A 13566-nucleotide genomic window follows, 5' to 3' on the forward strand; every position below is an offset into this window, starting at 1 on the left:
CCGTAGCTACGCCAAGGCAGCCCTCCGTTTTTCATTCTTTCCCGTAAGTTGCGGCCCATGAACCCTTCATTACCAACCTATCAGGCCACCCGTTACGTAACGCCGCTTCGCGAAGGCGGCTCGCTTCCGGCAATTCTAGACACCGAAGATGGTGGGATGTTCGTGGCGAAGTTTCGCGGGGCGGGCCAGGGGGCAAAAGCCCTTATTGCCGAGATTATCGTTGGATCGTTCGCAACGGCGTTGCGGCTTCCAACACCATCGCTTGCGCTGATTCAGATTGGCGAATCGTTTGGCCGAACCGAGCCGGACCCCGAAATCCAGGACATCCTTCGCGGAAGCATCGGGATCAACGTTGGTGCGCGCTATCTGGAAGGGGCGTACAACTTCGACCCCGTTACCATCATTGATGTTGTCCCCAACGTTGCCGCCAACATTGTTTGGCTGGATGCCTTTGCCACCAACATTGACCGCACGCCGCGCAACCCGAACATGATGTTTTGGAAGAATGGATTGTGGCTGATTGACCACGGGGCCGCGCTCTATTTCCATCATCATTGGGGGGGCGTTACCGATGCCACGTCGCAATCCCCTTTTGCGCCAATCCGCGACCACGTGCTGCTTCCGTTTGCCGGCAGCATTGCCGAGGCCGACGAGCGGTTGCGCCCGCTGCTTCCGCCAGAGCGTATCGCCGAAATCCTTAATTCCGTCCCCGATGATTTGCTGATGGATGCCCCGGCTGGCGTTGCGCCGTCGTTCCCCACGCCGGAGGAAAACCGCCAAGCCTACCAGCAATATTTCCAGCAGAGGCTTGGCGGCCAGCGTGAGTTCGTTTCCGCCGCCGAAGAAGCGCGGAAAACGCGGCAACGCCACCCCCTTCCTCCCAAGGAGTACCGCCGATGAACGATGGGTGGCATCTGTTCGATTATGCCGTTGTGCGGTGCGTGCCGCTGGTCCACACCGGAGCATTTGTGAACATTGGGGTGGTGCTGCTGGCGCGGCAATCGGGGTATCTTCGCGCGGCGTTCCATATTTCGGCCCAACGCCTGGGCGCGCTGCAACCCGGCTTTGACGTTGCGCTCCTTCAGCGATTTGCGGAGGGCTACCAGCGGGTATGCGATGGCGGGGCGGCGGGGGGAATGGTGGGATTGCTTCCGGCTTCGGAGCGGTTCCATTGGCTAACGGCTCCGCGTTCGGCGGTGATCCAAACTTCGCCGGTGCATCCCGGGCGTTGCCGCAATCTGGATGAAGCGTTGCAACGCCTTTGCCACGAACAATGCGGCGATTAATTTTGGGGGAGGTGTTGGAAATACGTTCAAAAATCAAGGTGAATTATTAAAAAAATAGAGCGTTTATCCTGCATGAAATCATTCTCTGGCACACACATCAACAACACACATCATGCCACTTATTACGAAACCGCTTGACCTTGGCGACATCCTGGACAAAACGGTAAAACTTATCGGCAAAACCATCAAGCGAACGTCGGTTGTTGCCGTAATAATTCTTTTGCCGTTGACGATTGTGCTGTCGGTTATTCTGGGAAACATCATGCAAGATTTTTCGGCAATGATGCTTTCCTTTGCCGAAACAGCAGAAACCAGTTCCACCCTTACCGAATCGGAAGCGCGGGGGATGCTAACGTCGCTTCTCTCTTCCTTGCCATTAATGCTAACCGGAGGATTTCTGTTCGCCGTCGGTTTGTTTGCGGCCCAGGCGGCAATTACCCGGATTAATTGCCACGAAGTTGATGGGGTGGATATCACTTGGAACGAAGCCTTGCGCAATGCGTTCGGCGGGGCAATGTGGCGATTGCTGGCGCAGCAAATCCTTTTTTGGATGGCGTTAACGGGAATATACCTGGCGGCACTACTGCTTATTTCTATCTCCCCCTGGCTTGCGCTGCTTGCAATCCCTGGGATAATCGTTGCAGCGATTTGGTGCTGGACCCGGTGGCTTTTTGCCCCGCAAGTGATTGTGAACGAGGAGAGCAGCGTGCTCGATTCTTTCCGCCGCAGTTCCGATTTGGTGAGCGGGCAATTCTGGCGCGTGCTGGGGATAGGAATATTGCTGGGAATTATTTCCAGCATTGCTATTTCCATTATTAGCACCCCAATCCAATTATTTGCTATGTCAGGATTTTGGGGGAATTACATGGATATGTTTACTGCGGGAAACCGCACCAACCCAGCGGAACAACTCCGCACATTGGCTGAGATGTTTGCGGGAATGGGGCCAGGGTTCGGCATTATTATTGGCGTTCAAACAATTCTTGGGCTGATGGTGCAACCCGCCTACCAAGTGGTGATGTATTATGATGCGTGCGCACGCCACGGCGATTTGGAAGAAATAGAAGAACATGAAAACAACGAGAATAATTTCCTTCCCTCGTAACGTTTCTATTTTTTCATGAACACTGAATCGCCCAATAATCAACTCCCGCTTTTTCCAGAATTGGCAGCCGGTTCCGAGGAGCCGGCTGCTGCTGGTGTTGGCGATGCCGATAATTCTACTCCACCAGAATTAGACGGGACCTGGGAGCGGAAACAGCGAAGCCCAATAAGTGCTGCGGTGGTTGGAATGCTGCTGATTGGCGCAATCTACATGTTCGGCCAAGTGCTTCTGTTGGTCCCCTCGTTATTCGCGCTGCTGCTTGATGGCGGCGCAGGTTCCGGCGCGGAAGGCGAGCTGGACACCGCCGATGTTCTTATCCAACTTCGCACCCCGCTTCTTGTTGCCCTTACGATCTCGCAATATCTGTTTATGGCCCTTCCCGCGTGGTGGGTGGTGCGCCGGTGGCACGTTGGCCCCGTTGGAAGCGTGGCGCGCTACCTCCGCCTTCGCGCTGCCAATTGGCGGGTGATGCTGCTTACTCCATTGCTCACCATCGCCTTCATTCCCCCGGCAAACTACCTCTCGCAGGCGTTGATGGATTGGTTCGGAGTAAAGGAGGATTCGATGAAGGAGTTGGAGGAGTTGTTCACGGCCAGTTCGTTTCCGGAGTTGCTGGTGCTCAGTTTTGTGATCGCCGTTACCCCGGCGATTTGCGAGGAACTCTTCTTCCGTGGCTACGTGCAGCGGACGTTCGAGCGGGGGCTTGGCGCGCGAAGCATCTGGGTAACGGGCGTGTTGTTTGGGCTGTTCCATTTCCAGCCGCTTGGGCTTCCAACCCTTGCGCTGATGGGGATTCTTCTGGGCTATCTCTACTTCCGCACCCAAAGCCTGCTTCCGGGCATGGTTGCCCATTTCACCAACAACTTCATGGTGGTTCTGCTTCTGTACCTTGGCACAATGGACCCGCAACTTGCCGGGGAGTCGGACAGTTTTTCGATGGAGGTGGTGCTTATCAGCACCGTCATCTGCCTGCTGCTCCTGTTTGCCGTGCATCGGCTGACGGGAAGCAAGGAGGAGGCATCGGTGCTTCCTGCCTTGTGAGAGTTCCAAGTCAGTTAGAGTAGAAGTTCGTTCGGCTTCGCACGCTGCTTTGTGGGTTGCTTGGGAAGGGGGTGGGGAAGTTGTGGAGTGGGCATTGCTTTGGGCAAATCGGGGCCAGCAAACTTCGGAAAGAGTGCGGCCAAGAGCCAAGTTGGAAGGTATCCAAATGGAGCTTGGATAGAACCGCGTGCAAGTTGATGCCGCAGGCCAAAACGGACGCTTCGCAGAGAACAAGAAAAGCGGCGAAATGTGAAAGATTTCGCCGCTTTTTATTCTTCATGCCGATCGTCCGAAGCAGGCAAAATTTTTACCAAAAAAAGGTGAAGATTCGGCATTGCCACCCCCCCTCCGTTTCGTACTTTTGAGCACTTCCTGAACACCATTTTTCCAACTTCCAACCGCAAAGCAAACCATGAAGTTTACCGTCCCCGTTAAAGACCTTGCGCAAGCATTAAGCCGCATCTCCAGTGCGATTCCGCAGCGCTCGCCAATGCCAGTTCTTGAGAATGTTCTGCTTCAGCTTGAAGGCTCCATCCTGTCGCTGACCGCTACCGATATGGACATCACCATGACCACCACCCTTGAGGTTCGCGGCGAACGAAACGGCGCGTTGCTTCTTCCGGCTCGCCGCTTGGTGGATACGGTTCGGGCATTGGAGCTTGGCGAGCTTACGATGGATGCCGACATGAACAGCAAGCGGACGTTGCTCAACACCGGCAGCGGTGAGTATCGCCTAAGCGGGATGGATGCTGCGGAGTTCCCCCAGCTTGCTGCGTTCGATCCCAAAATCACCATCACCCTTCCGTCGGCCAAGTTTAGCGGCATGGTGGACCGGACCAGCTTCGCTTGCTCCACCGATGAATTCCGCCCGGCGATGACCGGCGTGCTGTTCCAATTCCGCCCGAACGAAATCCGCTCGGTTGCCACCGATGGCTTCCGGTTGGTGCGGGTGATTGACCACGAAATGCAGCCCCACGTTGCCGACAACGTGGATGTGATTGTTCCCCCAAAAGCCTTGCAGCTGGTTCACAAAGCCTTCGGGGCCGAGCAGATGACGCTGGAAGCCAACGCCACCCACGTCCGTTTCACCGACGGCGCAACCACCATCACCGCACGGCTGATTGACGAAACCTATCCGAACTACGAAAGCGTGATCCCCCAAGCCAACGACAAACGAATGGTGATCCGCCGCGACGACATTCTGGGATCGGTGAAACGGGTCAGCCTGTACAGCAACTCCCAAACCCGCCAAGTCCGGCTGAAGCTGGCCGGCAACGCCCTCCGCATCCAAGCCGAAGACGTTGACACCGGCGGGGAAGCGTTCGAGAATGTTCCGTGCGATTACAGCGAATCGGAAATGGAGATCGGCTTCAACTCGCAATTCATGCGCGAGGCCTTGGACCGCATCGAGGCCGACGAAGTGGCGTTCGATTTCTCAACGCCGTTGCGCCCGTCGCTGATCTCCCCCTACGGCAAATCGAACGGGCAGGAAGTGCTGATGCTTCTGATGCCGGTGCGGCTGAACTCCTGACCCCTGGGCTTACTCCAATGCGCATCCGTCGCCTCACATTCAGGAATATCCGCAACCACACGGCAACCCAACTGCTGGCCGCCGATGGGGTGAACATCATCACGGGGATGAATGGCCAGGGGAAAACCTCAATCCTTGAGGCGATCTCGCTTTGCACCCTTACCCGTTCCTTTGTTGGAACCAACGATGCCAGCTTGATTCGCCGGGGGGAGAAGTTCCTGGAGTCGTCGGTGGAGGGGGTAAGCGATTATGGAGTAAGCCGCCGGTTCGACCTTCGCTACGATCCTACCCTGGGCAAAACCATCCGGCTGGATGGCACACCGGCGGGGAACGCTGCGCAGGTGATTGGCACGGCCCCAACGGTGGTGCTTTCTCCCGACATGAAGGCAATCAGCGGTGGCGGACCCGGGGAGCGGCGGCGGTTTGTTGATATGGTGATTTCGCAGGCAAAGCGGCGGTATCTGGAGGATTTAATCCACTACCGCCGCATCCTGAAACAGCGGAACGCGGTGCTGGCCGCCGCGCTGAAGCACCGCCGCCCGGTGGACCGGAACCTGATTGAAACGTACGACGAAGGGTTGATTGAGCGGGCCGCCCATTTGATGATGGAGCGGACGCGGTTCATCGAGGAGTTCAAGCCGTTGCTGCGGCAAACCGCCAGCGATGTTGCCGGCGGGGCCGATGAGGTCACCATCCGCTACCAGCCCGATTGCTCCCGCACGCCATGCGCCTCCGTTGCCGACTACCGCGACCTGCTATGGCTGCGAAGCCAGCAAGTGGCTGCCGAGGAGCAACGGCGCGGCACAACGCTGTTCGGTGTCCACCGGGATGACATTCGGATGGAGATTAATGGCGGGGATGTGCGGGTTTCGGCAAGCCAGGGGCAGCATAAAACGCTGCTGATTGGGCTGAAGGTGGCGGAGTTCCACTACCTTGCCAACCAATGCGCCGAAACGCCAATCATTCTGTTGGACGACATCTTTGGCGAGCTTGACGCACGCCGCGCCGAGCGTGTGTACGACCTTACCCGCAACCTTGCGCAAGTGTTTTTAACGGTCGTTTCGTTCGACCTGCTCCCCTTCCTGCGGGGAAGAACGTTGGGAGAATCGGAGGCAAATATTGAGGTGGTAGGGGGAAATATCGAGGCAAAGGTTGGGGATAGCATTATGGATATAGCAGCCCAACATGCAACTCAATAATGCTCTGTTCAGCAGCAACAATGAATGGCCGTGATTCTCTCAGTTTTGATCGCAAGCAACAGTAGTTTCATCGAATGATATTTCATGCAATGCCAAACTCCATCGGTTCAATAATCCAGCAATGGCTTCGCGACAACGGGCTTGATGATAAGCTGAAAGAACAATCGGTCCCAACCTATTGGGTGGAAATTGTTGGCGAAACCATTGCCAAACACGCAATCGTGGACCGCATTGATAAAGGCACAATGTTTATCAGCGTGCAAAGCGCGACGTGGCGGAACGAAATAATGCTCCGCCGCGAAGAAATACAACGGAAAGTGAACGAACGATTTGGCGCAGATGTGGTGCAGGAAATTGTGGTAAGGTAAAATTCGGCGGCACAGATCGGCAGCAGGTATCAGCAGTCAACAACAATCAATCATACAACCAAGCTAATGGCAGATCACGACGTTACAACAACGACCAACGGAAACGGGTACAGCGAGGACAGCATCAAGGTGCTGGAAGGGCTTGAAGCGGTGCGGAAACGCCCGGCAATGTACATCGGCGACATCGGCGTTCGCGGCCTTCATCACCTTGTGTACGAGGTTGTTGACAACTCCATTGACGAAGCCCTTGCCGGCCGCTGCGACACCATCAGCGTCACCATCCACAAGGATAATTCCATCACCGTTAGCGACAACGGATCGGGAATCCCGGTGGGGATGCACCCCACCCAAAAAATCTCCACGCTGCAAGTGGTGATGACCATCCTTCACGCCGGCGGAAAATTCGATAAAGATGCCTACAAGGTCTCCGGCGGATTGCACGGCGTGGGCGTTTCGGTGGTGAATGCTTTGTCGGAACACATGATCTCCACAATTAAGCGCGACGGGAAAATTTATCGCCAAGAATATCGCCAGGGAACCCCGCAAGGTGATGTTGTGGAAATTGGCACAACGTCCAAAAAAGAAACCGGGACCACCCAATGGTTCCGCCCCGATTCCAGCATTTTCAAAAACACGGAATATCGCTGGGATACGCTTGCCGAACGGATGCGCGAGCTTGCCTTCCTAAACCCCACCGTCACCATCACCATGACCGATGAACGGGAGGATGGAATCAGCGAAGTGTTCCATTATAAAGATGGCTTGGTCGGCTTCGTGAAATATATTGACAGCACCCGCACGGCCATGATAAAGCCAGTGATGATTTCCGGGGAAAAAGAAAACACCCCGGTGGAAATTTGCTTCCAATACAACAGCGGCTACAGCGAAAATGTGTTCAGCTACGTGAACGACATCAACACCCACGAAGGGGGGACGCACGTCAGCGGTTTCCGTTCGGCACTGACGCGAACGTTGAACGCTTACGCGCAAAAAAATAAGCTGCTGAAAAATGAAAAACTGACGCTGACCGGCGAGGATTTTCGTGAGGGATTAACCGCGGTCATTTCCGTGAAAGTTGCCGAACCGCAATTTGAAGGCCAAACCAAAACCAAGCTGGGGAACAGCGAAGTTGACGGCATCGTCCGCTCCATTTTTGGCGATGTGCTAACGCAATATTTGGAAGAAAATCCAAAAGTTGGGAAGGCAATTATTGATAAAGTTTTTTCGGCAGCGGAAGCGCGTGAAGCTGCGCGGAAATCGCGCGAGCTGGTGCGCCGCAAAAACGCAATGGAAAGCATGACGCTCCCCGGAAAACTTGCCGATTGCTCCATTGAAGACCCCGAACATTGTGAGATTTTCTTGGTGGAAGGCGACAGCGCCGGCGGGTGTTTTTCTGGAGATACAAAAATCGCGTTAGCTGATGGACGTAATCTCAATTTCTTTGAGCTACTTGCCGAGCAAGAAGCAGGGAAAGAGAATTTTTGCTATACGATTCGCCATAATGGGACGGTGGGGCTTGAGCGCATTATCAACGTGCGAATGACAAAGGCGAATGCTGAGGTTATTCGTGTCACCCTTGATAATGGGAAGCAAATCGTCTGCACTCCCGACCACCGATTTATGTTGCGGGACGGAAGCTATAAAGCCGCTGCGGAACTAAAAACCAGCGATTCGTTAATGCCGCTACATCGCAAACTCTCCGACATGAAGCAGCCGGGGATCACCATTAACGGGTATGAGATGGTGTGGAATCCGAAGTCTGAGTACAACAACACTCTTGCTGCCCTAAAAGAAATTGAGGTGACGTGCAACACGTTAGACCTTGCGGCATACCGCAATCACCGCATTGCCACGCGGAATAAATCGCTGTTGAGTTTCGAGACCTTTTGCCAAAGATATTTTAATGGAGACACCAGCAAAGCCGTTGAGGCTGTTCAGAATTACAACCACCGAATTGTAAAAATTGAGCGGTTGGATCAGGGGATGGATGTCTATGATCTTGAAGTTCCCACAACCCATAATTTTGCCTTGGCCGATGGCGTGTTTGTGCACAACAGCGCAAAGTCCGCCCGCGACCGCCGTACGCAGGCAATTTTGCCGCTGCGTGGAAAGGTGCTGAACGTCCAAAAAGCGCGAATTAATAAGGTGCTGGAGAACGAAGAAATTCGCGCAATTTTTACCGCGCTTGGCGTGGGCTTCGGCGAAACGTTGGACATCAGCAAGGCCCGCTACGGCAAAGTAATCCTGATGGCCGATGCCGACGTTGACGGCGCGCACATCCGCACCCTTCTGCTGACGCTTTTCTTCAATTATATGCGGGAGATGATCGAGGAAGGAAAGATCTATCTGGCCATGCCTCCACTCTACAAAGTGAAGAAAGGGAAAGGGGAATATTATGCCTACGACGAGGCCGAGCGTGATGAAATCTTGAAACGCCTACGCAAGGACACCAGTGCCGCCGCCACCGCCGCCCCAACCGAAGAAGGGGAGGAGCCAGAGTATGAGGAGGTTGGCCGCACCCGCGACGGCATTGTCATCAGCCGATTTAAGGGGCTGGGAGAGATGAACCCTGAGCAGCTTTGGGCAACCACCATGAACCCCGACACCCGCACCCTGCAGCTGGTGACGATCGAGAACGCCCAGCACGCCGCCCATATCTTCGAGACGCTGATGGGGGATTCGGTGGAGCCGCGCCGCCAGTTTATCGAGCGGAACGCACGCTATGTTCGGAACCTAGACGTGTAGCGGCTGGACCACTCCGGCAAAAAAATCTTCTGGGGATACCTGACTTCTTGCAGGTATCCCCTTTGCTTTTACATCTTTTCTCTTACATTTGGTTTGCCGTCTGGGTGCGAACTTTGCATCCGCATTTCACCTTCAGAAATGCCCGACGGCCAGGCCAATCCACCAGCGTGGTGCTTGGCTTCGGTTCCCTTTCTGCTACCTTCAAAACGCAGTTCAACATATCCTACTAATTCTGGAGAACGCCGTATGAGCAATGACGCAATCAGGCAACAATTGGAGGGGTTCGGTATCACGAACGTGGGGGAGATTATCTACAACGGCACCACCGCGCGGCTGGTGGAGGAATCGGTGGTTCGTGGCGACGGGCACCTTACCCGTGGCGGCGCGCTTGCGGTGCTTACCGGGCAGCACACGGGCCGCTCGGTACAGGATCGCTTTGTTGTCCGCGAGCCATCAAGCGAAAATCACGTTTGGTGGGGATCGGTCAATCGCGAATTCCCGCAGGACAAATTCAACGCACTGCTGGATAAAGCCAAAGGGTTCCTTGCTGGCAAAGATGTTTTCGTGGCCGATTGCTACGTCGGTGCCGACCCCCGTTACCGCCTGAACGTCCGCGTTGTCAACACCAACGCCTACCAGAATCTGTTCAGCCAAACCCTCTTCATCCCCCTTAGCAAAGCGGGGGGAAGCGATGCCAACTTTGCGCCCGATTTCACCATCGTCCACGTCCCCTCGATGGAAGCGGACCCGGAAGTTGACGGAACCCGCACCGGCACGTTCATCCTGCTTGACCTTGGCCAAAAATTGATCTTGATTGGCGGAACCTCCTATGCTGGCGAGATCAAAAAATCAATCTTCTCGGTGATGAACTACCTGCTTCCGTTGCGCGGTATCATGCCGATGCACTGCTCGGCCAACGTTGGGAAGGAAGGGGATGTTGCCGTGCTGTTCGGGTTGTCGGGAACCGGAAAAACCACACTCTCGGCCGACCCCAACCGCCTGCTGATTGGCGACGACGAACATGGCTGGTCCGACGACGGTGTGTTCAATTTTGAGGGGGGGTGCTACGCAAAAGTGATTAAGCTGAGTGCCGAGGCCGAGCCGCAGATCTACGCCACCACCCAGATGTTCGGAACGATTCTGGAGAATGTGGTGGTGGACCCGGCAACCGGCGAAGTGGACCTTGACCAAGCCAAATACACCGAGAATACTCGCGCCGCCTATCCGCTTGATTTCATCCCGGGAATTGCGCCAGGTTCGGCTGGTGGCCATCCAAAAAATATCATCATGCTTACCGCCGATGCCTTCGGCGTGCTGCCGCCAATTTCAAAGCTGAGCACCCCGCAGGCGATGTACCAGTTCATCAGCGGCTACACCGCAAAGGTGGCTGGGACCGAGAAAGGCGTGACCGAACCGCAGCCAACATTTAGTGCCTGCTTCGGCGCGCCGTTTATGATCCATCACCCGTCGGTCTATGCCGGGTTGTTGGGGAAGAAGATTGAGGAGCACGGGGTGAACTGCTGGCTGGTGAACACCGGCTGGACCGGCGGACCGGCTGGCGTGGGAAGCCGGATGAAAATTGCCTACACTCGCGCCATGATTAACGCCGCGCTTGCCGGCCAGCTTGATACCGCCGAGTACCGCGAGGACCCGATCTTCGGCCTGATGGTTCCCACCAGCGTCCCGAACGTTCCGGACGAAGTCCTGAACCCACGCAACACCTGGAGCGACCCGAACGCCTACGATGACCAAGCCTACAAACTGGCAGGGTTGTTTATCGAGAACTTCAAGAAATTTGAGGAAGGAACTGCCGAGGAAATCCGCGCCGCCGCGCCGCGTGTCCGCGAAATGGCGGGGTAAGCAAGCGGGATAGAGGGGAAGGATAGAGATGAAAAAAACAACACCGGGAGAATTGCACCGCCAATCCTTCCGGTGTTGTTTTTTTTGAGGGTCGCCGTCCCGACAAAAATCGGGGACACTACCGTACGGGTAGCCGAAGGTCTTTAGCCTTCGGCGTCTCGCTCCCTGGGCAGGCTAAAGACCTGCCGCTACCGCGCGGGTAGCCGTCCCGACCTTCGTCGGGATTGATAAAAGGTCTTTAGCCTTCGGCGTCTCGCTCCCTGGGCAGGCTAAAGACCTGCCGCTACCGCGCGGGTAGCCGTCCCGACCTTCGTCGGGATTGATAAAAGGTCTTTAGCCTTCGGTGTCTCGCTCCCTGGGCAGGCTAAAGACCTGCCGCTACCGCGCGGGTCGCCGCCTTAATCCACAAACGCCCACGTCACGCTCAGGTAGAGCGCGCGCTCCCAGATTGGGTAGCGATAGAGCGACCAAAATTCCGCGTCAAGAATGTTCCGAAGCTCGGCACGCAGGTACGCATCGCCAAGCCGGGCGCGGGCATAAACCCCCCAGTTTGGATAAAGCTGCTCCGGCTGCCGCGCCGCCGTTCTTGGATAGATAAACTCACCGCTCATCACCTCATACTCCGCCCCTTGCAGCTCCGTTTGGAATTCCAACGTTGTTCCAACACGCAAGTTCAAATTCCCCTGGACCAATCGGAACTCACCGTATAAATCTCCGCTTCCGTGAAATGCCGGAAACCGCTTGTCGCTATCGGGAAGAAGGGTTCCAAGAAGGTGAATGTCAAGCCGAAGAATGCTGAGCGGAATGCTTGCGCGAAGGTCCGCAGCGGTGATGGTGTGGGCCTTAAGGTTGGCGTTGCCGGCACGGGGCGTTGCCTGGCGCAGATACGCCGCGCCGCGCAGCCAAACCCCGCCGCCACGAAGCTCGCCCCCCGCCTCCAGAAACGACGACGTAAACCACTGGCTGAACGCGCTGTTGCTGTCGGGAAGGGACCACACGGGGACCACTGGAGTGCTGTTCAGTTCGATGCTTTGCCGGTAGGAACCAAACAGCCGCACCGAATCCCCCAGCCGCAGATTTCCTTCCCCTGCCAACGAGAAGTAATCGCCGCCACGGCTTCGGTGAATTTTTGCCGCGCCGCTTACTTCGGCAACGTCCGACGCGTTCAAGCTCAGCATTCCACCGGCTTCCAGATAGAGCTTTCCGTTGCCGTGCAATTCGGCCAGGCCGTTGGCTTCCAGCAGTGCGAACGCCAGCGGCAATCGCGCAGCAATCCTTCCTCCAAGAAGGTCCCGCCGCATCATGGTGGGTTGGTCCTCCACGGTGTCAATCGGGGCAAGGGTGTCGGCCACCAGCAGGCTTCGCTCGGCAAAGGAGTAGTAAAGGTTGGCATCGAACCGTGTGGTGCTGTCGCCGCCGTTCCTCTCGGTGCTTTGCGTGGTTCCCAGCAACGGATGCCATTGGGCGGAGAGGGTAAGGTCGTGGCGAAGCGTTTCGTCGTGCAGTTCGCCGTGGCGCACGGCGGCCCCGACGCTTTGTGGGTTGAACGCGCTTTCCGGAGTCAGCCCGCCGTTGGCTCCGTGGGTGTGGTCGCTGAACAACTCCGTCAGTGCCAGCCCCAGCCCCGCCGATGGCCGCCACCGGACGGTTCCGCGCGCGCTCCAGCCGGAAACATCTTGGTTGCCATACGCGCCATCGCTGGGCATCCGCCGGAAGCCAAGATTGATGTTTGTTGTGGCCGAGGTGTTGCGGGCAAACGTGAGGTCCGCCCCGGTGTTGTTATTCGGACCTTGGATATACCACACCCTGGCGTAGCTTCCAACAACGTCGAACGCTGGCGCAACCATGTTCACCCCCATCAACGCCTCGCCGCTTCCGTACAGCAGCGCGCGCGCACCGGAAAGCACCTCCATCCGCTCGGTGAACTCCGCCGGATAAAACTCCAACTCCATTGCGTCCCGTTCAAGGTCCCGCAGCGGTCGGCCGTTGAAGGCCGTGGAAAGTGCGTCGGTGGCCGCGCCAAGAATGCTGAACCCACGGCGCAACCCCGGCGCACCGTGCGACAACAGATAGGCGGGCAGATACGGGCGGAGAAGATCGGTTGCCGTGTAGTAGCTCTGCCACGCCATTTCGCGGTTGCTCAACAGCTGATATCCACTTTCCCCGCGTGCCGGAACCACGCTCCCCAACGGCGCGCCAATCCGCACCGAAAGAAGCTCCTGGCGAAGCGAGTCGCCAGCGCGCGCAACGGTGTCGGCGGGGGAGGGGTTGGTGGATGTTGTGTCGCCCACGGGTTGCGCTGCTGCGGGTCCGGCGCACGCCATTGCCAGCGCGATCACCACCAGCCCCCGCACAAGCGTCAGCCCGGTCCACCGTGGCGCAAGCAAGCGTTGTGCAAGCAATGCGAAGCCGTTCGTCATGGCCGTTGGGA

At 56.5% G+C, this 13566-nt stretch carries 10 protein-coding genes; 9 read left to right on the top strand and 1 reads right to left on the bottom strand.

Annotated elements, in window-relative coordinates:
• The first annotated feature begins 57 nt into the window (after nt 1-57).
• The 9 genes from IPM61_10980 to pckA all read left to right on the top strand — a co-directional run bounded on the left by IPM61_10980 (nt 58) and on the right by pckA (nt 11135).
• Complete coding sequence (locus IPM61_10980; protein MBK8911839.1) at nt 58-900, top strand: aminotransferase class I and II; 843 nt, start codon at nt 58-60, stop codon at nt 898-900.
• Nucleotides 897-1286, top strand: coding sequence for a DUF3037 domain-containing protein (locus IPM61_10985; GenBank protein MBK8911840.1), 390 nt, complete (start codon nt 897-899; stop codon nt 1284-1286). The genes IPM61_10980 and IPM61_10985 overlap by 4 nt, the downstream gene beginning before the upstream one ends.
• Before the next feature lie 112 nt (nt 1287-1398).
• A complete protein-coding gene (locus tag IPM61_10990; protein ID MBK8911841.1) occupies nt 1399-2391 on the top strand; it encodes a hypothetical protein in 993 nt (330 codons plus the stop codon).
• 15 nt (nt 2392-2406) lie between these two features.
• Nucleotides 2407-3432, top strand: coding sequence for a CPBP family intramembrane metalloprotease (locus IPM61_10995; GenBank protein MBK8911842.1), 1026 nt, complete (start codon nt 2407-2409; stop codon nt 3430-3432).
• A 412-nt stretch (nt 3433-3844) separates the two neighbouring features.
• Nucleotides 3845-4963, top strand: a complete 1119-nt coding sequence (gene dnaN, locus IPM61_11000) for a DNA polymerase III subunit beta (protein ID MBK8911843.1) — start codon at nt 3845-3847, stop codon at nt 4961-4963.
• Nucleotides 4964-4980: 17 nt separating this feature from the next.
• Complete coding sequence (gene recF / locus IPM61_11005) at nt 4981-6162, top strand: DNA replication and repair protein RecF (GenBank protein MBK8911844.1); 1182 nt, start codon at nt 4981-4983, stop codon at nt 6160-6162.
• Between the two features lie 74 nt (nt 6163-6236).
• Nucleotides 6237-6530 (top strand): DUF721 domain-containing protein, encoded by a 294-nt coding sequence (locus IPM61_11010; protein MBK8911845.1) that lies wholly within the window; start codon nt 6237-6239, stop codon nt 6528-6530.
• 66 nt (nt 6531-6596) lie between these two features.
• Nucleotides 6597-9275 (top strand): DNA topoisomerase (ATP-hydrolyzing) subunit B, encoded by a 2679-nt coding sequence (gene gyrB, locus IPM61_11015; GenBank protein MBK8911846.1) that lies wholly within the window; start codon nt 6597-6599, stop codon nt 9273-9275.
• A 246-nt stretch (nt 9276-9521) separates the two neighbouring features.
• Nucleotides 9522-11135, top strand: a complete 1614-nt coding sequence (pckA, locus tag IPM61_11020) for a phosphoenolpyruvate carboxykinase (ATP) (GenBank protein ID MBK8911847.1) — start codon at nt 9522-9524, stop codon at nt 11133-11135.
• A gap of 398 nt (nt 11136-11533) precedes the next feature.
• Here the strand turns inward: pckA and IPM61_11025 are convergent, their stop codons facing one another.
• Nucleotides 11534-13555: a TonB-dependent receptor plug domain-containing protein gene (locus IPM61_11025; protein ID MBK8911848.1), complete on the bottom strand. Its 2022-nt coding sequence runs from the start codon at nt 13553-13555 to the stop codon at nt 11534-11536.
• Nucleotides 13556-13566: the final 11 nt, after the last annotated feature.

This window comes from Chlorobiota bacterium (genome assembly GCA_016710285.1).
Taxonomy (GTDB): Bacteria; Bacteroidota; Ignavibacteria; order OLB7; family OLB7; genus OLB7.

Excerpts from the sequence above, each read along its gene's own strand:
- IPM61_10980 (MBK8911839.1), top strand. The coding sequence starts at position 58 with ATGAACCCTTCATTACCAACCTATCAGGCCACCCGTTACGTAACGCCG.
- IPM61_10985 (MBK8911840.1), top strand. The coding sequence starts at position 897 with ATGAACGATGGGTGGCATCTGTTCGATTATGCCGTTGTGCGGTGCGTG.
- IPM61_10990 (MBK8911841.1), top strand. The coding sequence starts at position 1,399 with ATGCCACTTATTACGAAACCGCTTGACCTTGGCGACATCCTGGACAAA.
- IPM61_10995 (MBK8911842.1), top strand. The coding sequence starts at position 2,407 with ATGAACACTGAATCGCCCAATAATCAACTCCCGCTTTTTCCAGAATTG.
- dnaN (MBK8911843.1), top strand. The coding sequence starts at position 3,845 with ATGAAGTTTACCGTCCCCGTTAAAGACCTTGCGCAAGCATTAAGCCGC.
- recF (MBK8911844.1), top strand. The coding sequence starts at position 4,981 with ATGCGCATCCGTCGCCTCACATTCAGGAATATCCGCAACCACACGGCA.
- IPM61_11010 (MBK8911845.1), top strand. The coding sequence starts at position 6,237 with ATGATATTTCATGCAATGCCAAACTCCATCGGTTCAATAATCCAGCAA.
- gyrB (MBK8911846.1), top strand. The coding sequence starts at position 6,597 with ATGGCAGATCACGACGTTACAACAACGACCAACGGAAACGGGTACAGC.
- pckA (MBK8911847.1), top strand. The coding sequence starts at position 9,522 with ATGAGCAATGACGCAATCAGGCAACAATTGGAGGGGTTCGGTATCACG.
- IPM61_11025 (MBK8911848.1), bottom strand. The coding sequence starts at position 13,555 with ATGACGAACGGCTTCGCATTGCTTGCACAACGCTTGCTTGCGCCACGG.